The following is a 21,083-nucleotide window of genomic DNA, read 5'->3' on the forward strand; positions in this document are numbered from 1 at the left end:
TATTTCATTAATTTTTAAAATTGTTCTGTCATTTCGACATGTTTATGCAACTTAAATCGTCACAATGCCCATCAACATTGCAATTACTAACATAACGATGGCGAATCCCCAAATCCAAAAGAATGCATACTTAATATACGTGCCCATGTTTGCCTCTGCTAAACCAATTGCCAACCATAAGGCTGGTGAAAATGGGCTGACAAATGTACCTATAATATTCCCTATGACCATTGAATAAGCTGTTGATACAGACGGTACACCAAATTGCCCTGCTGTTTGTTCGACAATCGGTAACACAGCAAAATAATAAGCGTCTGTGCTAGTTAGTAAATCTAATGGTACGCCAAGTAAACCTACAATAATATGCAAGTATGGTCCTACTTCTGCAGGAATCACTTTGATTAAATTGGTCGCAATCGCTTTAAGCATACCGGTTTCATTTAGTACACCTAAAAACATACCTGCTGCAATAATCACTGCAGCCATCATTAATGCATTCGGCGCATGCGCTCTTAATCGCTCCATTTGTTCATCCACTGATTTAAAATTAATAACAAGCGCCAATGAGACACCTATCATGAATGCAAATTCAGGTGGCGCAATATTTATTAACATCGATAGAATAACAGCTAAAGTTAAAGCTGTATTCACCCATTTTATCCATGATTTTGTTCTTGCACGTCCTTTTACAGGAAACCTTACATCTTGATCTCGTTCATATACTTCAACTAATTTATGTACATCTATATCTTGTGTTTGCGGTAATTCATTTCTCTCTATTGCTTTTTTGATACGTTTCTGTTCTTTAAATCCAAGATATACCGCAAACAACATAACAAGAATGAAACCTATTATTTGAATAGGTATTAATCCATACCATAATTCATTGACACTTTTGGCTTTTAACACTGCAGCTACACGAGCCATTGGACCTCCCCAAGGTACCATGTTCATAATCGCCGCGCTTAATGCTAATAGTAAAATCAATAAATATTTATTCATATTTAACGCTTTATATAAAGGTAATAATGCAGGAATAGAAAGCAAAAATGTTACCGCACCGGCCCCATCTAATTGGGCTATTGTGCCAATTAAAGCTGTCATTGCACAGACAATGACGACATTGCCTCGTGTCATTAATATTAAGCGTTTGACAAGCGGCTTGAATAAACCACTATCGTTCATGATGCCAAAGAAAATAATGGCAAAGATAAACATAATAACAACGTTGATGACTTGATCTAACCCTTTAGCAAAAAATCCAACCAAATCTGTCACACTATATCCTAAAATCATTGCCCCTAAGCAAGGTATGATTGTCATACCTACAACTGGATTTATCTTTTTGGCAATGAGTAAACCTACAATTGAAATAATAATAATGAGCCCCATTACTGTTAACCACATATTATCACTATTCATATTATTTTCTCCCTCCACTTTTAATACAATTTACATAATCCCCCTCTTTAACTTAAATATTATAATTAATATATTTTTTTATATTTAAGTTATCTCATTTTATCAAAAAAATCTTTTTTGCGTAACTATCAATAGTGAAGTTTGATTTTCCTACTTGATAACATGGCATGACTAATCCTTGTATATCCTGTCCTGTATTTCATTTTGATCTATCATTTTTATTATTGCTTTCTATTGCACAAAAAATCTGGCTAAAGGTCGCTATGATAGTAACGACTTCAACCAGATTTCAATTTATCCATCTATTTTATTAAGTTTGTTCTACGTATCTTTTTCTCTATTGTAATATTCATATTTAAAACGCATATCATTATCGCTTAAATCCTTCATTATTAGACTATTCACAAAGCCACCCATGTCTTAATTTCAATGATTAAGCGTTAAAGTTAAAATAAGAAGACTTACCTTAGACGGTTAGACGGTCCGCTATTATTATCTTACATCCAACCACGCTAAAAATTGAGCTTGTTTGTCATGATTTAAATATTCTTGTGACACAATTTGTGACAGTAACTGTTGCTTTTCGTTATATGTTATATCAAGTACTTTTATTTTCTGTCGGCAAGTATATAAAAAGTCGATATACGAACTGTATGATGGTGGATATAACGCCTCAAGCTCTGCCATAATTGATTTTGTCAACTTAGGACTCGCACCATCAGTTGATACACTGATAGTTAGCTTGTCGCGGTGTAGTGCACTTGGAAATACAACATTGCCATTTGATGCATCTCCAACATTATTAAAAAGGGCATGCTCAGGTAAGGCTTGTTTTACCGCTTCATTGACACGTGGCTCATTGGTTGCTGCAATAACTAGATACGCGTCTACAATATCGCTTGGTTCAAATTCTTTTTCTTTCCATATGACGACACCGTTATCTACCATATTTTGAAGTTTTTCAGTGATTGTCGGACTGATGACCGTCATATGTTCAACGTATTGATTTAATGTTTGTGCCCGACGACTTGCAACGACGCCTCCACCAACTATGACGACATTTTTATTTGTTAAATCTATCATTAATGGCATATTCATGTTGAGCAACATCCTTTATATCTTTTTACATCATTACACCTTAAAATATTTAACACCAATCGCTAATAAACATCACGTTGATAGCGTTGTTGTTGTTTCATTTGTCGCAATAATAACTCTGCTTCTTCTTGAGAAATATGACGTTCTTTTACCAATACATCTTTAATGGCTTGATGGACATCTTTCGCCATACATTTTTCATCGCCACAAATATAGATTGCTGCGCCTTGCTCAATCCATTCATTGAAACGTTCACTTTCTTCCATTATACGATGCTGTACATATTCTTTGTGTTCTTGGTCTCTTGAAAATGCTAAATCTACGCGTGTTAAGTTTCCATTTTCAAGCCATTCTTCTATTTCTTCTTCATATAAAAAGTCAGAACTACGGTGTTGATCACCAAAGAACAACCATGTTTTTCCAGTCATACCAAGTTCTTCACGTTCTTGTAAATATGCTCTAAAAGGAGCAATTCCAGTACCTGGTCCAATCATAATAACCGGTATATCTTGCTTCATCGGAAATTTGAAGTTCGGATTTTTCTTCAAATAAATTGGTACTATATCGCCTGGTTTAATTCGCTCAGCAAAATGAACCGAGCATACACCTTTTCTCTCACGTCCATGTGCTTGATAACGAACCGTACCAACGGTAATATGCACTTCATCTGGCGTTGCCATAAAACTACTAGAAATCGAATACTCTCTTGGTGGTAATTTTCTAAGGATTTGATACATATTCTCAGGTTGTAATTCTATAGTTGGAAAATCTGTTATTAAATCTATAAAGTCCCGATTTATAACATATTCACGCGCCCATGACTCATCTTGAATACGTTCAGATAATTCTTCATTGTCAAAATAGATATCTGCATTTTTCAATAATGGCAATGTTAATTTAGTAAATTCAAAATGTGATGTTAGTGCTTCAACAATAGGAACTGTATCACCACGATCATTAATTGGCACCGGAGATTGCGGATCCCAACCTAACATGGATATTAGTTTTTCAACCAATTCAGGGTCGTTTTGCGGTAATGCTACTATACAATCTCCTGGTTCATATGATTCACTAAAATCATCAAGTAAAAATTCTATATGTCGTGTTTCTTTATTTGAATCGGTACCATTTAAATTGATATTCGCTAAAACTTCTGCTTGGTATGGATTTAATTTAGAATATTTCTTTTCTTTGGCAGACTTAATTGATTCACTTATCACCGATTCACTTTGAATACCTTCTGATGTAGTATCAATCATATTAATGATGTCTGCCATCCACTTTTCTGCGTCTTCTTCATAATCAATATCACAATCTACACGCTTACATATACGCTCAGCGCCTAGATTTTCTAGTAAAGCATCTACATCTTTACCAGCTTGACAGAAAAATTCATATGTTTGATCACCTAAAGCTAGTACTGAATATCTCACATGATTTAAATTAGGTGCGTTATCGTCTTCTAAAAATTCAAAGAAATCCCATGCATTATCAGGCGGTTCTCCTTCACCATGAGTAGACGTAATAATAAATAAATCTTCTAACTGTGCGATGTTTGTCGTATCATATTCATCCATTGACATCAAAACAACTTGATGTCCGATATCACTTAAACGTTCTGAAAAAATTTCAGCTAAACGCATGGCATTACCTGATTCAGAACCATATAGCACTGTAACATGCCGCTGATTAGCTTCGATATGTGGCTCTTTATTTTGTAACATATACGTTGTTGAAGTTGCTTGTTCTTCTGATATTTGTGATTGTTGCCACACTTCTGTCTCTAATTGTTGTTGATTACTATCACTTGTCGTATCGTTACTATTAGCTAGTAAAAAACCACTAAGCCACTGTTGTTGGCTCTCTGTTAATGTTTGCAGCAGATTGTTAATCTCTGTGACTTGTTTTTCTGTAAATGGACTATTAGATGTATTTAATTTCAAATGTTTCACCTCAATAAACTTGAAATAGATGATTGACTCTTTTTTTATCGATAGTTTAGTCAATTTTTTAATATGTATGGTATAAATTAAAACAAACTTGAGTTGTGTCTGATAGTTATACTTGCAAATATTTACAACTTTCATGTTGCTTGAATGACATTATCAGTAATTCAGACAAAACTTTGATTATGTCGTGTCAGTTATTAATGCATACAGTAATGCATCGTTGTTATTTTTTATTTATTTACTATTTATTATGTACCAAATCAGCCTTTCAGTAAAATAGGTCAAATTACTGATTTTCTAAATATAAAATGCCTCCTAATGACATACTATTAGTACATCATTAAGAGGCTCTTGTGTTATTTGCATACTAAGCGCTCAATTTTAAATTTAAGATGAAGATTCTTGCAATAATATTTCTATATTTGTCGATATATCCAATGGATCTTCCATTGGCAAGAATCGATTTACAACATTGCCTTGTCGATCGATTATAAATTTTGTGAAATTCCATTTTATTGGGGACCCAAAGATTCCTGGTTGTTCATTCTTTAAATGCGTAAATAACGGATGTTCATCGTTCCCGTTCACAGATATTTTAGCTAGCACTGGAAATGTAACACCAAATTTCTCACGACTAATTTTCAAGATTTCTTCATTAGAACCTGGTTGTCGATTGTCAAAATTATTATTCGGAAAACTCAACACTACAAACCCACGATCCTTATATTTTTGAAACAAAGTCTCTAGTTTTTTCAATTGTTCGCTATATATACATTCTGTTGCAGTATTAACAACTAAAATCACTTTACCTCTAAATGCTTCTAATTTATAAGTTAAGCCTTTATAATCACTTACTTCGATATCATACACATTTCTATTATTCATAAGACACCCCTACACAGCCTTTTTTATATTGAATATATTCTTTTTAGAATGTTCTGATAAAATAAGTGCGCGTTTACACCGCGAACATACATTATATAGCGTGATACATTTTTCGAGCACACGATAAATAATGTTCGAGTTTATGTTGTTGCTCAACCTATCCGATTTACCGTCTTTTTTCACCTGTCTTACTTTATTAAAATAATCACATTGTATAGCTGTATTAGTCCAGCTACAATATCTTTCGTTATAACCCCTCATTATAATCATCCTTATTTTCTATTTTTAAAAAGACAATTAGACCGCTCTTTAAACTATAGATTAATACTTAAGTTAAACTCATACATACTGATACCATACGTTAGATCTAACAATTTAAAATTCGTTATAACTATGGATTAAAGAGCTGCCCAACTCATATAATCCTTAAAAACTTCACATGTGATTGTTTATTAAGCCCTCCTTTATCTTATTAAATATCCTTATAACCCTTTTAAAATTAAACTGACACACTCATACATTGTTACACGCGACGATAAACGTCATATTATTGCATATCATTAAAACAAGTCACTTTGTATCGTGTGCGACCGAATACATATTAAATCATCAATAATGATTATTCAATTATTAAAAATAAAAACGAACATTCTATATAGAGTTTCTACTTATTGTTTTTTCAGCATTGTCTACATTACTTAACATTCGTGTTTATAAGTAATATTGACCGCCAATATTTAGACACTTTATAAGTATGCCATTCATCATTTTTAATCATATTATTTTTCTTATTGATATTTCTATTCATATATTTCTGATTGTATATTTAGATATAATAATTTGTTATTGGAAAATATATGAAACAAATTTGACTCATCTTTTTCAATATCTAAATGACACGATGCATGATTTTTGAATTTTGTAATTAACTTCCTTTTAAATTAGACTGAATTGTGACAATTTTCAAACATTTTAATGTGTAAATCATTGGCAAAATATACGAATTGCATTTAAATCGTCAATTTACATATATTTTTGCGTAGTAATCAATCGTTATCATTGTTATTTATCGTTACATTATTTCGAGTATCAGTATGTATTTCGGGCTTCGTTTGATAACGACATTTCTTTGTGACATCGCTTCATCAGTGTAACAACAAATACAATGATTTCGTGATGTTAGTTACCCATTTTATGTGTTGCATAAAATATGTTGTTATAAAACATTTTAAATCATTTTATATAAACAATCTATATATTTTTGGTATTTCCAAAATATCACTTGTTATATTAAAAACCGACAAGACATTTTATCTTATCGGTTCAAATTTGGTATTGTTATTTGTAATGTTTTTAGGTTTCTTTTTAATATAATATATTTCAGTGAAAATACATGATTGATTGTGATTTCACTGAAACATGGTTAATTACGTTGTTGATGAATAACTTTAGCATAAATATAGGAAGTTATTTTGTACATCGCCATATATAGAAACGAAATTATAATGACAGCTAGTACGTAACTTGTTAAAAATATATGATGGTTATTAATACCTATCATATTTAGTAACGTATATACAATGTTACTAGAAATTAATGTGTGAATCAGTGCTACTGTTATTGGTATTGCGAACAAGAAAGTCATTTGATTTCGTGTTATCTTTGCTATTCTTCCATTATCTAAACCAAGTTTTTTCATAATGTCATAATTGTGCTGATTTGCATAGGCTTCTGAGACTTGTTTATAGTACATCATTAGAAATATTCCAATGACAAGTACAATTGATACTACGCCACCTACAAATATTAGTCCACCTGTCAAACGATCCCAAACCATTAGCATTTCTGATTTAGAATTTATTGACGCATCGTATTTTTTCGATAGCTTTTGTATTTGTGATGTTGTTAATTTCGTCTTTCCAAATACATTAAAGTTTATCGATATTGTCGAATTCTTTTGTTCATGTGCATAAAATCCTTTTACTTTTTGTAATTGATTGTTATCTTTAACAATTAAAACCATACTATCTTGAATCATCATCAAATTTAACGCATGTGCGTCAAGTTGTTTCACTTTAAAGACTTCATTATTAAGACCGACCTTAGACTGCTTTTTAAAAATAGGTACATTCGTAATCATACCTATACTTTGATTGTCTAAGTGTAATTTGTTTTGGTGATATCGATTATAATCTTGTGCAGTAAAAGCTGTAATCATTACTGATTGTCTTGAAAATATCGCGCCTTCATTACCAATGAAGTCTATTGGAATATCATCACTAGCCTGTTTTAACTTGTAATAAGCACGATTCTTTTCTAAAGAAGCTCTAAATAATGTCGTTTCATATACTTTGAAGTCTTTTGCATTAACCGAACCCTGTATATCACGTTTAATATTCTCAATTGTTTGTTGACGTTCTATTTGTGACTTAGAATTGTCGCTAAATGACAAATCATAATCATTCGTAATCAATTTCGTAATGGTATGATTCATATCACGATAGGTTGTTAATGTCATTGTGAGCGTTACAATCAAAAATGTACACAGCAAAGTGATTGTTGCAAGACTGACTGCATTCATTTTAAGACGTACACGCATCCCAACTACCACAAAAAAATACCGTGGATGATAGTAAACTTTTGATACCTGCTGCAATATACTAATAATTATTTCACTTATACCTACAAAAAATGCATAAGTACCGATAATAACTAATCCTATGACAATCCATATTTTAAAAAAGGCACCAAACGTCGTATCTTGTTGTAATGCAATAAAGTAACCTAAATATAGTGCTGCGCTTCCTATAACAATTAAAACGTAACGCAACCATCGTGATATGACACTAGAATCGGAACGATGTTGATAAGTTATCGGCCGTTGAAAATTAATACTGAACAAGTTGAATATAAGTAGCATGCCCATTAATACAGCAATGATAATCAAAGTAATAAACATCGCTACAGAGTCAAATGGATAATACCTTAACGTCGCAACTTCACTGCCCATTATTTTCTGTATAAACAAGAAAAATATCGCACCAAGTAAGTATCCGCCGGCAATACTAACGACTGAAATTATCACAAATTGTAAGATAGTTTCCATCACTACAATTAAACGCATACTTTTCTTGGTCATGCCCAATGTCATAAAAATGCTAAACTCTTTTCGTCTTTGTGACATCATAAAGTGATTTGCATAGAAAATAAAAATAAAAGTTAAAAGCGCCATAAAAAAATTAGCTATGATAATAAATGGTACTAGGAAGTCATTCTTCTGTTTTATGTAGCTATTTAACCCAATTGACACAAGCGTATATTCAATCATGAATAGTACACTTACCGCTAAAATGAATGGAATGATTACAAGTCGCTGCGTAATAAATTGACGTCGCACTATGTGCCATAACAATCTTAACTTCATATATTGACACTTCCTCCATTCACAAGTGCTAAGCTATCTGTTATTCGTTGTTGAAAAGCTAATTGACTTTCTTCACCACGATATATTTCATGATATAGACGCCCATCTTTAATAAAAATGACTCGCTCTGCATAAGACGCATCGATATTTGAATGAGTTACCATTAAAATTGTCTGTTCCAATTGATGAATCTCTTGAAATAACATCATCAATGCCTTTGACGTTTTTGAATCAAGTGCACCTGTAGGTTCATCGGCTAGTAAAATCGTCGGCTTAGTAACTAATGCACGTGCAATGGCAATGCGTTGCTTCTGACCCCCAGAGATTTCAGAAGGATACTTGTTTAAGAATCCCTCTAAATGTAATTGTACTGCCAACTGATGTACCCTTTGTTCTATATCTTTTCGTTTAGCACCAGCTAAAATTAATGGCATCATTATATTTTCTTTATTCGTCATTGTTGGTAAAAGATTAAAATCTTGAAAAACAAAACCTACCATTTGTTGACGATACAATGCTTTACTTTTATTTTTCATATTATTTAAATGTGCGCCATCCACAATAATGTCACCTTCAGTTAGTCCATCAAAAGAAGCAATTAAATTTAGTAGTGTAGACTTCCCTGACCCAGACTCACCCATAATTGCAACAAATTCACCAGCTCCAACTGATAAATTCATTTGATTAAGTGCTGTCGTAGCATTCAAACCTTTACCATAAACCTTTTTTACATGTTTCACTTCTAGCAACATGGCATGCACCTCATTTCTTTGTTAGTTCTATATTAAAACAAAAAAATACTAATAACATTTAAATTAGTAAAAAAATGTTACTAGTATACTTACAATATTGAAAGTTTTTATTCATCTGGAAATTGAATCGTAAATGTTGTACCCTCATTTTGTTTAGATACGACTGAAACAGGATGGTTTGTGTGTGTTGAAATTTGTTTTACGATAAATAAACCAATCCCACTTGAGTTACTTTGGCGCTGGCCATTATAACCTGAATAGCCCTTATCAAATATTTTAGGCAAGTCCGCTTCACTAATACCGATACCATTATCTTTTACGTGTAATTGATTGGATTGCTCATCAAATTCAATCCATATATCTTTACCTCTCGCATACTTAAGTGCATTATTTATTAATTGTTCTATCATTAAAGAGGTCCATCTAACGTCAGTTAATACTTCGTGATGACAAGGTTCATAATGGATTTTTGTTTTTTGATCAATAAACTGTATTGAATATTTCATAATAATTGGGCGAATGATATTATTAATCGAAATTTTAGTGACAGAAATATCAGAAGTTTCATTTAATAACTTTAAATAACTAAGTGCTAAACTTGTATAGTTATCAATTTGAATAACCTCTTGACGAACACGATTAACAACATTAGGCTCATCTCTTTCAAGTAACAGTTGTGCTGCAGTAATGGGTGTTTTCATTTGATGTACCCATGTTAAAAAGTAGCTCTCTACATCATTTTTATATTCAATTTGTTCATTTTTAAGCTGATACAACGCAGTTTCTAAGTTTTCAATTTGTTGTTGTTGGCTTATAGTTTTTACAAAACTTAAATATTTAATACCTATGAATATGAGTAATAATAATAAAATAACGCCAAGTGCTAGTAAATATGCTTCTAATGGCAAATGATACAGGTAAAACATTAAGCCAAATAAAGCAAAAATAACTATGACTATTGCTATTTCCTGAGTAATACTTTTAAGAAAGGTCATTGCATTCACCCTATACTTTATATCCGACATTTTTCTTTGTAATGATAAAATCATTAACGCCAATAGTATTTAATTTTTTACGCAGGCGCGTCATGTTAACAGCTAATGTGTTATCATCTATGAAGTTTTCTGATTCCCAACATTTTTCAATTAAAGCAGTTCTACTTACATATTTATCTTCATTTTGAAATAATAACTTTAATATTTGTAATTCAGTCAAAGATAGCTGTATGTTTTGTTCTTGATACACGACTTTTGCTTCATCTAATATTAATGTACAACCTTTAACCGTCAATGAATCATTAGCTACTGACAAGTCATAAGTTCGTCTCAATAATGCTTGAATTTTGGCAATCGTTAATGACAAGTTAAATGGCTTTTCGATAAAATCATCTCCCCCCATTTGTATTGCCATAATTTGGTCCATATTATCAATACGGGAACTAATAAATATAATTGGCACATTAGATGTTTTTCGGATTTCTTGACACCAATGAAAACCATTTAACGTTGGCAAATTAATATCTAGCAATACAAGCTGAGGTTGATGTTGGTTAAAGATAGACAGTATATCATCAAATTGTTCAACGACAATAACACCGTAATTCCATTTTTTAAGTTCAGATGCTAAACTTTCTGCTATAACAAAATCATCTTCAACAATTAATATTTTCATCTATAATCTTCTTCCTTCAATTGAATTATCCTTTGTTATCTTTTTGTTCTTTAGTCTGCTGCAATGACGGCTCTTGATTTGAACTTTCCGTGTCATTTGTATTTTGATTTAGTGTATTTGCTTTTTCTTTCTCGAGTTGCTTTTTCTTCGTACGTTTACGCTCCTCTAAAATAGACAACACTATAAAGAATATGATTAATAATGGAGATAACATTACTAGTATCATTTTTCCACCTCAAATTATATTTAATTCTATATTTTCACACGCTTCTATTCTAACGCTTTCTATAACAAATTGTCATATATATTCATTTTTTGTTATTCTAAATCACTCTGTTTACATATTTTTAACTAAAACTACATAATTGCTCAAAATTCCTCTTTTACACTGAAGACATAGTCATATACTCAGGAGGATGTATTATGTTATCAGTTAAAAAAGCCACAAAATTTGCAGTTGCTAACCTTATTATCGTGTCAACAGTTTTCAGTTCTGTCACACCTGCAATTGCGCAATCCGATAAAAGTTCTAAAGATGAAAGTTTCGCGGTTGGTAATACTAAAAATCCAAAAAATGTTATCTTTTTAGTTGGCGATGGCATGGGTCCATCATTTAACACAGCTTATCGTTATTATAAAAATGATTCGCATGCCAAAGAAATGACCCCTACTGCTTTTGATTCATATTTAAAAGGCACAAATCGTACATATTCAAATGACCCAAAACAGAATATTACTGATTCTGCAGCTGGCGGAACAGCCTTTAGTTCTGGCCATAAGACATATAATGGTGCCATCGGTGTTGACAGTAACAAGCAGAAAGTAAAGACAGTGCTTGAACGTGCAAAAGAAAAAGGTAAGTCGACTGGTCTTGTTTCAACAGCTGAATTAACAGATGCAACACCAGCAGCATATGCTGCACACGTGACTTCTAGAGATGATAAAAACGAAATCGCTAAACAATTTTATAAAGATAAAATCAACGGAAAGCATAAAGTTGATGTTTTATTAGGCGGCGGCGCTAAATATTTCGGTAAAAGTAATGGCAATTTAGATAAAAAATTCAAAAAAGATGGTTACGACCTTGCCACGAACAGTAAGGATTTATCAAAATCTGATAAAGATAAAGTTCTTGGTTTGTTTGCAGATAAAAATATGCCACTTGCAATAGATGCTTCTAAAGACGAACCATCATTAGCTGATATGCAACAAAGTGCACTTAGTAAGCTTGAGCGTAATAAAAAAGGTTTCTTTTTAATGGTCGAAGGTGCTTCTATAGATAAATCAGCGCATTCCAACGATATTACAGGCGTTATGTCTGAAATGGAAGGTTTTGAAAAAGCATTCGATGACGCCATTCAATATGCTAAGAAACATAAAGATACACTTGTCGTTGCAACAGCAGATCACTCTACTGGTGGTCTAACAATTGGTAAAGATAAAGGATACGAATGGAATCCTCAACCGATTAAATCGATGAAACACTCTGGATCATATATGACAGAAAAAATGGCTAAAGGTGAAGACCCTGAAAAAGTTATTAATGAAGGTTATGGCTTTGAATTTTCACAAGATGATATGAAAAAGGTTAAAAAAGAGAATAAAAAGTTGCAAAAATTACTTAAAAAAGAAAAAGACGAAAAATCTGCAGATGTAGAAAAACAAACAAAAGCCTTACAACACGCAATTCAGAAGCCAGTAAATGATAAATCTTATACAGGGTGGACTTCCGATGGACATACAGGCGAGGATGTTAATACCTACGCTTACGGACCTAGATCAGAATCATTTAGTGGTAATATCGAAAATACAGAAAGCGCAAAAATAATATTTGATATATTCAAGTAAAGCATAAAAAAATTCCCGAGCACTATAACAAGGTGTTCGGGAATTTTTTATGGTTTAATTTAGTACTCAATGTTAGGTGCTTGGTTAACACGTTCTTGGTATTTTTTAAATGCGTAGTATAAACCGCCAACTAATGTTAAAATAACTGCTAATTTTTTCATCATTCAAACTCCTTTCTAAGATGTGTTGAAACTGAGTTCAATTAAATTATATGTTTTTATTATACACTTTTTGACATATTTTTTAAATTTAAGAATGCGAAGATTTTTAACATTTCTGATGCTAGCTTTCTTTTTCATCTTTCAAATGCTTAATAAAATCAAAGCCAGGTCGCCCTTTAGCCAATGCTTCCATCACATCATACCAATCCGAACCGACTTGTTGATATATATTTTGCAATAATTCATCTTGCGCCTTGTTCAATTCAGCAATGAGTTGATCGCCTTTATCCGTCGAATATAATTTTTTGACACGTCGATCAGTCTCTAAAACTTTTTCAATAATGAGACCTTGCTCTTTTAATTTTTGAAGTGTTGCATGTGATCCTTGTTTAGAAATTTCTAATATTTCTAGTAATGATTTAATAGTAATACCAGGTAATTTATTGATAAAAAACAAAAAACGATGATGCTGACGGCTCATACCATACTTCTCTATAATTTCATCAGCGGTAGTAATAAACGTTTTATATGCAAAATAAAACAACATATGCTCATAATCGTTTTTATTGGTCGACATGATGATGACTCCTTTCAAAGCGTTAACCTCATTATAATAAAATTTATAATGTAAGTCATACAAATGATGATAAAACTATAAGCTAAATCTAAGTTTCACGAGAAACATTTTTGCGTATCAGCAAATTGCGCCAATCATATTAATACAAATTTAATTTAAACACTCAGAAATGTTAGCCGTGCGTAAATAGTTTGTATCTCTCACTCTGTGTATTTAATGCAACCACATATTTTCCAGGAAATAATTAATCATTCACCATCCATGTTATAGCACGCTTAATCGCTTGGTCCCAATATGCATAATCATGATCTCCTGGTCCATCTTCAAATTGATAAGGAACATTTTTACGTGATAAATAATCGATAAAATCTAAGTTGTCTTGATATAAAAAGTCTTGTTTACCACACATAATGAGCAATTTTGGAATTTGTTTATCTTCAGCTACAGCTTTGTCTAGCAAATAATACGGATCATGTTCAGTTCCTTTAACACTTGAAAGATTGCCAATTATGGCCTCTTTTGAAAAATCATTCCACTCTAGATCCATTAAATTTTGCGCTTCAAACACAGCAGATAATGGTACAGCTTTGGCAAATTTATCCCCTTGTGTTAATGCAAATTTAATTGTGCCATATCCTCCCATAGAGTGACCTGCTATAAAATTGTCATCACGCTTTTTGGAAAGTGGAAATATTTGATGAACATAATCATATACTTCCAAAATATAATCATAATAGCTATGACCATATGCCATGTTAGCATATGCGCTATGATCCACATTGGGCATAATCACAGCTAATTTGTGTTCATTCGCATACCTTTCTATGCTTGTATATCTCATATATGTCGTTTCATCACTTGATAATCCATGTAACAACATTAAAGTTTTTAATGGTTTAGCAGTTATATCGTTATTAAAGAAGCTTTGATCTTCCGGTAAAATGACTGTCAAATTTTGATGCATACCAATTGTTGGTGAATGATAGTTTAATGAAATATAAGCCATACGTCATGACCCCTTTCTAATTCTACTTTATCAACATTTTACGCTTAATCAATTCACTTTAAAATCATTTTCAACAAAAAAACCGAATACAAATGTATTCGGCCTAAAAAAGTATTTACGCTTTTTCTTTATGATCTTGCTTGCGTTTTCTAAACAATAGTAATGATCCTAATAATGCCATCATTGCACCAAATAAAGTTGCATTTGTGTTTTCGCTCTTATCTCCTGTTTCTGGTAAAGCATCAGTTTTGTGTTGTTTTGATACCTTATTAGAATGGTTTACTTCACCTTTAGGATTTGATGGTGCTTTCTGTTCATTATTTGGTGGTGTAACTCTTGAATCGGAGTCACTATCTGAATCCGAGTCGCTATCCGAGTCTGAGTCGCTGTCTGAATCTGAATCGCTATCCGAGTCTGAGTCGCTGTCTGAATCTGAATCGCTGTCTGAGTCCGAATCGCTATCTGAATCTGAGTCGCTGTCTGAGTCTGAATCGCTATCTGAGTCTGAGTCGCTGTCTGAGTCTGAGTCGCTGTCTGAGTCTGAATCGCTATCTGAATCTGAGTCGCTGTCTGAGTCTGAGTCGCTATCTGAGTCTGAGTCGCTGTCTGATTCTGAGTCGCTGTCTGAATCTGAATCGCTGTCTGAGTCTGAATCGCTATCTGAGTCTGAATCGCTATCTGAGTCTGAATCACTGTCTGAGTCCGAGTCACTGTCTGAATCTGACTCACTATCTGATTCTGAGTCGCTATCTGATTCTGAGTCGCTGTCTGAATCTGAATCACTGTCTGAATCCGAATCGCTATCTGATTCTGAATCGCTATCTGAATCTGAATCGCTATCTGAATCTGAGTCGCTATCTGATTCTGAATCGCTATCTGATTCTGAGTCGCTGTCTGAATCTGAATCACTGTCTGAATCCGAATCGCTATCTGATTCTGAGTCGCTATCTGAACCTGAGTCGCTGTCTGAGCCTGAGTCACTGTCTGAATCCGAATCCGGATCCGGGTCTGGGCTTGGTTCCGGTTCTGGGTCTGGACTTGGTTCTGGATCTGGCGTTGGTTCTGGTTCTGGGTCTGGACTTGGTTCTGGGTCAACCGGCGGCCCTGGAGTTGGGTCTTTCGGATTTACTGCTGAATCACCATCAGCACTTCCACCACCATAACGTACAACATTCTCATTATTCCAACCGAAAATACTGTAGTCTCTATTTGTTACAGGATCAACATTTTCTTGAATAACCTGAGTTTTTAAGTTCTTACCTGTATTGTCGTAATGCCCTTCTACTAATACTACATATGTTTTAGTAATATCACCAAATTTAATACTAGCTACATTTGGATGCTCATAATAGATTCTATTTTTAAATTGGTCTGTTACTTCTTTAAGGTTAGAGTCATTTGGATCTGCATAGTAGCTATCTGATAATTTAGATGTATCATTCACTTCAAAAATTCTCAGTTTTGTATCTGTAGCACTTACTTTACCGCTACTTTCTTCGATTTTATCTTGGTAGCCTTTAATATACACCCACGTATTACCTAAAACTCGTTGCTTAGGGTTAACAAATACTGTTTGCTTGTATGTGTTTTGACCTGAAGCTGTATCTACACCAATAATTTGAGAAGAAATGTTCGCGCCATTTGGTTTATCAATTCCTGCAATTGGCGAACTATAGTTATAAGTAATTTTATTATTAAACATTTCATCCGCAATATTAATATTCGCATCATATGTTCCTGATTTAGGTGCCTTTGCTCGGTCTGTAAATAAAGGTAATGAAAATTGTCCGTTAATATTTTCTTTATTATTTACATAATCTGTAAAGACAAATGTATACGTCTTAGTCAAGATATCATATGTTGCTTTAGCTACAACATCGCCATTCGTACTTTTAATGTCTGCAATTGGCATCGTATTATTTGAATTAGAATAATCCACGTCTCCATTACCAGTTAAACTATCTGGTAACTTCGCTGTAAAATAATCCCCTGATTTCACTTTATCTGTCACTGTAAAATTTGCCGCCATAAATGTGTTACCACTTTGATTAGGGTCAAATGTAGTCTTTTCTAACTTGAAATTACTTGCCGTAACTTTATCATTTACATTTGTACCTTTAGCATCAGCAGCATTTACTACCGGTTCAGCAACAGCTAAACTACGTACAGCTCTCGTTCTAACACTTGGTTTACTAGTTCCTTGCGCATTGGAAATCGTTTGTGGTGATGATTGTGGTAAATCTAATGTTTGAGAATTTTTAAGCTCACTGTTTGTTGCTATGCTATTAGCATCATTCGTTGTTTTATTATCTACTTGAGAATTTGCTTCTTGAGGAACAGTTTGATCTTGCATTTTTGCAGCAGTTGCTTGATTTTTAATTGCCGTCGGTTGAGGTGTTTCATTTGTTGAAGCTGGCTCTGTTGTAGTGGTATTGCTCGTTTGTGTAGACATTGGTTTTGTTGTGCTATCTACATTCGCACTGTTTGTGTTTGCACTAATATCAGATGTATCATTAGCCGTTGTATTTAATTGAGGTGTTTCTATCATATTGTTTTTTTCGGAATCTGCACTTGCATTATTTTTCGAAGATTGCGTTGTATCGTTCGATTGTTCTGAAGCTTGTGCTTGATGATTGCCTATCCCAAATAGTATAGTTGCCCCTACTATTACTGATGTGGTACCTACTGTAAAACGTCTAATCGAATACTTATTCTGCTTATTCGACAAATAATCAATTCTTTTTTTCAAAAATATTACTCCATTTCAATTTCTAGATTAGTCTAAATTGTATAATGAAATAAGAATTATATCAATTGCTTTTCGAAAAAAATTACGTAAAATTTGTTTTCTTCCTATTTATATAACTTAAAATTTTCTGTTAACTAGCAAAAATCAATATACTATTTTTACACTATTACAAATTTTTTACTTTTCAAAAACTTAGAAGTTCTAAATTTTTCATCACCTTAAATTTTACTGTAATTTCAACAATCAAATTTAACTAACATTTTAAATTATTCATCATGCTAGCAAAAAAGGCCTAACGTATAAATGTACGTTAGACCTCATGTTCAACTTATTCATTTTACATTGTATATTAAACACATACATCATTGAATAAATGTTTGCTTACTAACCAATTTTTATGATCTTTAACAACAAGTTTTTCATCTTTAAGTTCATGAATAATATGACCAGCTGTTTCCCGGGAAATCCCAGCCATATCACTCATGAGTTGAATAGTTAAAAACTGTTTGATTTCATAAAATTCATCTTGATCGTACCCTACTGTCTGACATAGATGACATAACAATTTAATAATTCGATCTTTAGCAAATTTACTTGTTAATGCCATGTTATAGTTCATGTGTTGCTGCTCATTATCATTTATTAATGCAAAAAGTGTCAAAAATATATCATCATTAGCTTTGCACAAAAAAGCCATCAATTCTCTAGGCAATCCAAGAACTGTACAATCGGTTAATGCTGTACACAATTCGTTAACCTCTTTCGGATGAAATAAGTTACTGATTGGAAATAATACTTGCTCTTTATTAAAATAACGATATACATCTCCATTTTGATTGTAATGTTCTCTAATAATATTACCTTCAATTAAAAAGTAAATATTGCTACTTTCTTGTGGCGAAAAATAAATAACTTGGCCTTTCGTATAATGTCTGACAAAACATTCACTTTGATATGGTTGTAATATACTATATGGGATATTAATGTAATCTGCTAATGCCTTTAGTTCATGTTCTAATTTATTATTTCTACCCAAAATAAAGTTTTCTGTCATAAGTTAAACTCCTTCAAACCTTGCAAAGTGTCAGCAGACAACTTTTTCATTTGAATCAACGGAGAAACATATTTAATGTTTTGTCGCGTGATAAAGTGCTACATGTGAATGTGTGTACCTTTATTACCAATCAAAGCTTCGTATGCCTGCTCTAAATTGGTAATGATAACTTTTTTGTTTTCCCCACTTTCAACAAATCGTATCGCAGCTTCTATTTTTGGCAACATCGATCCTTCCGCAAACTTACCTTGTGCCGCGTATTTTTTCAGTGTTGCTACATCAATATCATCGATTTGTTGTTGATTAGGTTCATTAAAGTTAATAAATACATTTTCTACATTCGTAAGAATCATTAAGGTATCTGCTTCAATCAGCGTTGCTAATTTCTCACTAGCAAAATCTTTATCTATAACCGCTTCAACACCTTCATAGGTATTTTCTTTTTTTATAACTGGAATACCGCCACCACCGCATGCAATGACAATATTTTTACCGTCTGCTAAAGTTCGAATTAACTGGTGTTCTAGTATAGATTGAGGTAGTGGTGACGCAACTACTTTTCTATAACCACGTCCTGCATCTTCTTTAAAGACTGAGTCTGGCTGTTCTTTTTGTAATTCTTCAACTTCTTCTTTCGTATAAAAAGGACCAATTGGTTTGGTTGGGTTATTGAATCGTGGATCATCTTTATCTACTTCCACACGTGTAACGATTGTGCCTACAGTTCTATCACTATTCATTTCAGTTAAAATGCGATTGATTTCAGTTTCCAACCAATAGCCTATCATACCCTGTGACATTGCACCACAAGTATCCAATGGCATTGCCGGCGTTGTGTCACTGTTCGATTTAGCTTGTTGGATTAATAAACTTCCAATTTGTGGGCCATTACCATGTGAAATGACAATACGCGCTGGTGAATCAAATAAAGGTTTAAGGTTTTGCATCGCACGTCTAATAGCTGTTTGTTGTGCTTCAGCTGTTGCTTCTTTTGTCTGTATCGCATTACCGCCTAATGCAATGACAATTTTCTCTTTCATATTTTTGTCGCTCCTTTTAAAAAACATTTATCGTTCCCATCAATAACTTAATTAATCCGATAACTGCAAGTACGATAATAATCATAAAAAGAATATAGTCTGATTTAATCAAACGTGTCTGATTATTCTTTTGAACGATTGAATAAACAAGAAGAGCTGGAATATAAAGTAACATCGTCAATAATAAGTAATTGATACCTGCTGCATATATAAGCCATATAGCATAAATTGAGGCTATGATGCCAATCGTCCATTGTTTAGTAGTTGCTTGCTGTCGATGCTCTAAAGTGTATTTAACTTGGTAAAATGCACTGAACATGTAAGGGTATAAAATAGCACTTGATGCTAGTGAAAATGCAAATTGATACGCACTCTGTGTAAATAGCATACTTATTAAAAATAATTGTACTAATATATTGGTAATAAGCAGTGCATTTACAGGTGCTCCATTTTTATTTTCTTTAGCAAACCACTTTGGAAATAATCCATCTTTTGCAACAATGAAAGGTAATTCACCAGCAAGCAATGTCCATCCTAACCATGCACCTAGTACCGAAATAATTAAACCAATATTTACAAGTGTAGATCCCCAACCACCTACAATAGTTGCAAGCACCTGTGCCATACTTGGCGAATCTAATTGAGAAATATGATTTTGCAAAATCACGCCTTGAGCTAATACAGTTAATAAGAAATAGATAATTAAAACTGATATAAGTCCTATAACCGTGGCACTACCTACATCTTTTTTATTTTTAGCTCTACTAGAAAAAATTACTGCACCTTCGATACCGATAAACACCCAAACTGTCACTAGCATCGTACTTTTAACTTGGCTCATTGTGCTCGCCCAACTAAATGGCAATACACCCTCTGACGTCATACCGAAAAAGCCTGTTTTAAAAGTGTCAAAATTGAATGCAATTATCATGCATATGATTACAAGTAAAATCGGGATTAACTTTGCAACAGTAACAATACTATTGATAAATGCTGCTGTTTCAACGCCTTTTAAAATCAAGAAATGGACACCCCAGAGTAGTAACGAGGCGACAATAATACTTGGTAATGTGTTGCCTCCTTTAAAAATCGGGAAAAAGTTACCTACTGCTGACATCAATAGTGTTGCATAGGCAACATTGCCTAAAAACGCTGAGAACCAATATCCCCAAGCACTGATAAATCCTACAAAATCGCCAAATCCTGCTTGAGCATAACTATAAATACCACCGTCTAGCTCCGGCCGTTCATTGGTTAAATTTTGAAATACGAACGCTAATGAAATCATTCCTATAGCTGTAATAATCCAACCAATAATAATGGCTAATCCACCGGCTTTACCGCCCATATCAGACATTATATTGAACGCACCGCCACCAATCATGGATCCTATAACTAGTCCAATTAAAGAAGATTTACTGAGTTTGTTATCTCCTGATTCGTTCAT

General features: G+C 33.1%; 19 protein-coding genes and 2 pseudogenes. 3 read left to right on the plus strand and 18 right to left on the minus strand.

Annotated features, from left to right (window positions below; genetic code table 11):
* Window positions 1–51: 51 nt before the first annotated feature.
* The 4 genes from NSS86_RS12085 to NSS86_RS12100 form a co-directional block, all read right to left on the minus strand.
* Complete coding sequence (locus tag NSS86_RS12085; RefSeq protein ID WP_001083499.1) at window positions 52–1,422, minus strand: CitMHS family transporter; 1,371 nt, start codon at window positions 1,420–1,422, stop codon at window positions 52–54.
* Between the two features lie 321 nt (window positions 1,423–1,743).
* Window positions 1,744–1,839, minus strand: a complete 96-nt coding sequence (locus NSS86_RS12090) for a hypothetical protein (protein WP_001789304.1) — start codon at window positions 1,837–1,839, stop codon at window positions 1,744–1,746.
* Window positions 1,840–1,914: 75 nt separating this feature from the next.
* Entirely contained in the window at window positions 1,915–2,520 is a 606-nt protein-coding gene (locus tag NSS86_RS12095) for an NAD(P)-binding protein (RefSeq protein WP_001057052.1), read from the minus strand.
* Between the two features lie 62 nt (window positions 2,521–2,582).
* Window positions 2,583–4,463: an assimilatory sulfite reductase (NADPH) flavoprotein subunit gene (locus NSS86_RS12100; protein ID WP_000775150.1), complete on the minus strand. Its 1,881-nt coding sequence runs from the start codon at window positions 4,461–4,463 to the stop codon at window positions 2,583–2,585.
* A 193-nt stretch (window positions 4,464–4,656) separates the two neighbouring features.
* On the opposite strand from NSS86_RS12100, the gene NSS86_RS12105 reads away from it, so the two are divergent.
* The gene (locus NSS86_RS12105) at window positions 4,657–4,749 is read left to right on the plus strand and encodes a hypothetical protein (RefSeq protein WP_010956583.1); all 93 of its coding nucleotides are present in this window, start codon (window positions 4,657–4,659) and stop codon (window positions 4,747–4,749) included.
* 107 nt (window positions 4,750–4,856) lie between these two features.
* Here the strand turns inward: NSS86_RS12105 and NSS86_RS12110 are convergent, their stop codons facing one another.
* The 8 genes and pseudogenes from NSS86_RS12110 to NSS86_RS12145 all read right to left on the minus strand — a co-directional run bounded on the left by NSS86_RS12110 (window position 4,857) and on the right by NSS86_RS12145 (window position 11,427).
* A complete protein-coding gene (locus NSS86_RS12110) occupies window positions 4,857–5,354 on the minus strand; it encodes a glutathione peroxidase (RefSeq protein WP_001065268.1) in 498 nt (165 codons plus the stop codon).
* A gap of 9 nt (window positions 5,355–5,363) precedes the next feature.
* A complete protein-coding gene (locus NSS86_RS12115) occupies window positions 5,364–5,624 on the minus strand; it encodes a hypothetical protein (protein WP_001791974.1) in 261 nt (86 codons plus the stop codon).
* A gap of 381 nt (window positions 5,625–6,005) precedes the next feature.
* Window positions 6,006–6,119 (minus strand): annotated as a pseudogene (locus tag NSS86_RS12120) (hypothetical protein).
* Window positions 6,120–6,777: 658 nt separating this feature from the next.
* Window positions 6,778–8,778, minus strand: coding sequence for an ABC transporter permease (locus NSS86_RS12125; protein ID WP_000776751.1), 2,001 nt, complete (start codon window positions 8,776–8,778; stop codon window positions 6,778–6,780).
* Complete coding sequence (locus NSS86_RS12130) at window positions 8,775–9,530, minus strand: ABC transporter ATP-binding protein (RefSeq protein ID WP_000923760.1); 756 nt, start codon at window positions 9,528–9,530, stop codon at window positions 8,775–8,777. Before NSS86_RS12130 ends, NSS86_RS12125 begins: the two co-directional genes overlap by 4 nt.
* A gap of 107 nt (window positions 9,531–9,637) precedes the next feature.
* The gene (gene nsaS / locus NSS86_RS12135; RefSeq protein WP_000143425.1) at window positions 9,638–10,525 is read right to left on the minus strand and encodes a nisin susceptibility-associated two-component system sensor histidine kinase NsaS; all 888 of its coding nucleotides are present in this window, start codon (window positions 10,523–10,525) and stop codon (window positions 9,638–9,640) included.
* Window positions 10,526–10,535: 10 nt separating this feature from the next.
* The gene (gene nsaR / locus NSS86_RS12140) at window positions 10,536–11,201 is read right to left on the minus strand and encodes a nisin susceptibility-associated two-component system response regulator NsaR (RefSeq protein ID WP_000697877.1); all 666 of its coding nucleotides are present in this window, start codon (window positions 11,199–11,201) and stop codon (window positions 10,536–10,538) included.
* 25 nt (window positions 11,202–11,226) lie between these two features.
* Window positions 11,227–11,427 (minus strand): hypothetical protein, encoded by a 201-nt coding sequence (locus NSS86_RS12145; protein ID WP_000604730.1) that lies wholly within the window; start codon window positions 11,425–11,427, stop codon window positions 11,227–11,229.
* A 197-nt stretch (window positions 11,428–11,624) separates the two neighbouring features.
* On the opposite strand from NSS86_RS12145, the gene NSS86_RS12150 reads away from it, so the two are divergent.
* Both NSS86_RS12150 and NSS86_RS12155 read left to right on the plus strand, forming a co-directional pair.
* Window positions 11,625–13,049 carry an alkaline phosphatase gene (locus tag NSS86_RS12150; protein WP_000953755.1) on the plus strand — a complete coding sequence of 475 codons (1,425 nt, stop codon included), beginning with the start codon at window positions 11,625–11,627 and terminating at the stop codon, window positions 13,047–13,049.
* A gap of 69 nt (window positions 13,050–13,118) precedes the next feature.
* Window positions 13,119–13,229, plus strand: a pseudogene (locus tag NSS86_RS12155) (hypothetical protein).
* Window positions 13,230–13,331: 102 nt separating this feature from the next.
* Here the strand turns inward: NSS86_RS12155 and NSS86_RS12160 are convergent.
* The 6 genes from NSS86_RS12160 to arcD form a co-directional block, all read right to left on the minus strand.
* Window positions 13,332–13,787, minus strand: coding sequence for a MarR family winged helix-turn-helix transcriptional regulator (locus NSS86_RS12160; protein WP_000106185.1), 456 nt, complete (start codon window positions 13,785–13,787; stop codon window positions 13,332–13,334).
* A 244-nt stretch (window positions 13,788–14,031) separates the two neighbouring features.
* The gene (locus tag NSS86_RS12165; RefSeq protein ID WP_000323441.1) at window positions 14,032–14,793 is read right to left on the minus strand and encodes an alpha/beta hydrolase family protein; all 762 of its coding nucleotides are present in this window, start codon (window positions 14,791–14,793) and stop codon (window positions 14,032–14,034) included.
* A 115-nt stretch (window positions 14,794–14,908) separates the two neighbouring features.
* Window positions 14,909–17,542 carry an MSCRAMM family adhesin clumping factor ClfB gene (clfB, locus tag NSS86_RS12170; protein ID WP_000745891.1) on the minus strand — a complete coding sequence of 878 codons (2,634 nt, stop codon included), beginning with the start codon at window positions 17,540–17,542 and terminating at the stop codon, window positions 14,909–14,911.
* 349 nt (window positions 17,543–17,891) lie between these two features.
* Window positions 17,892–18,596, minus strand: coding sequence for a Crp/Fnr family transcriptional regulator (locus tag NSS86_RS12175; RefSeq protein ID WP_000138218.1), 705 nt, complete (start codon window positions 18,594–18,596; stop codon window positions 17,892–17,894).
* 98 nt (window positions 18,597–18,694) lie between these two features.
* On the minus strand, window positions 18,695–19,636 hold the full coding sequence (gene arcC / locus NSS86_RS12180; protein WP_000660028.1) for a carbamate kinase: 942 nt from the start codon (window positions 19,634–19,636) through the stop codon (window positions 18,695–18,697).
* Window positions 19,637–19,652: 16 nt separating this feature from the next.
* Window positions 19,653–21,083: an arginine-ornithine antiporter gene (arcD, locus tag NSS86_RS12185; RefSeq protein ID WP_001005835.1), complete on the minus strand. Its 1,431-nt coding sequence runs from the start codon at window positions 21,081–21,083 to the stop codon at window positions 19,653–19,655.

Origin of the sequence: Staphylococcus sp. FSL W8-0056 (assembly GCF_037963075.1) — a bacterium.
Lineage (GTDB): Bacteria > Bacillota > Bacilli > Staphylococcales > Staphylococcaceae > Staphylococcus > Staphylococcus aureus.

Coding starts and splice junctions, on each gene's coding strand:
- NSS86_RS12175 (WP_000138218.1), bottom strand. CDS start 18,596: ATGACAGAAAACTTTATTTTGGGTAGAAATAATAAATTAGAACATGAA.
- NSS86_RS12165 (WP_000323441.1), bottom strand. CDS start 14,793: ATGGCTTATATTTCATTAAACTATCATTCACCAACAATTGGTATGCAT.
- nsaS (WP_000143425.1), bottom strand. CDS start 10,525: ATGACCTTTCTTAAAAGTATTACTCAGGAAATAGCAATAGTCATAGTT.
- NSS86_RS12130 (WP_000923760.1), bottom strand. CDS start 9,530: ATGTTGCTAGAAGTGAAACATGTAAAAAAGGTTTATGGTAAAGGTTTG.
- arcD (WP_001005835.1), bottom strand. CDS start 21,083: ATGAACGAATCAGGAGATAACAAACTCAGTAAATCTTCTTTAATTGGA.
- arcC (WP_000660028.1), bottom strand. CDS start 19,636: ATGAAAGAGAAAATTGTCATTGCATTAGGCGGTAATGCGATACAGACA.
- NSS86_RS12145 (WP_000604730.1), bottom strand. CDS start 11,427: ATGATACTAGTAATGTTATCTCCATTATTAATCATATTCTTTATAGTG.
- NSS86_RS12110 (WP_001065268.1), bottom strand. CDS start 5,354: ATGAATAATAGAAATGTGTATGATATCGAAGTAAGTGATTATAAAGGC.
- NSS86_RS12160 (WP_000106185.1), bottom strand. CDS start 13,787: ATGTCGACCAATAAAAACGATTATGAGCATATGTTGTTTTATTTTGCA.
- NSS86_RS12125 (WP_000776751.1), bottom strand. CDS start 8,778: ATGAAGTTAAGATTGTTATGGCACATAGTGCGACGTCAATTTATTACG.
- NSS86_RS12150 (WP_000953755.1), top strand. CDS start 11,625: ATGTTATCAGTTAAAAAAGCCACAAAATTTGCAGTTGCTAACCTTATT.
- NSS86_RS12090 (WP_001789304.1), bottom strand. CDS start 1,839: ATGGGTGGCTTTGTGAATAGTCTAATAATGAAGGATTTAAGCGATAAT.
- NSS86_RS12085 (WP_001083499.1), bottom strand. CDS start 1,422: ATGAATAGTGATAATATGTGGTTAACAGTAATGGGGCTCATTATTATT.
- NSS86_RS12095 (WP_001057052.1), bottom strand. CDS start 2,520: ATGAATATGCCATTAATGATAGATTTAACAAATAAAAATGTCGTCATA.
- nsaR (WP_000697877.1), bottom strand. CDS start 11,201: ATGAAAATATTAATTGTTGAAGATGATTTTGTTATAGCAGAAAGTTTA.
- NSS86_RS12115 (WP_001791974.1), bottom strand. CDS start 5,624: ATGATTATAATGAGGGGTTATAACGAAAGATATTGTAGCTGGACTAAT.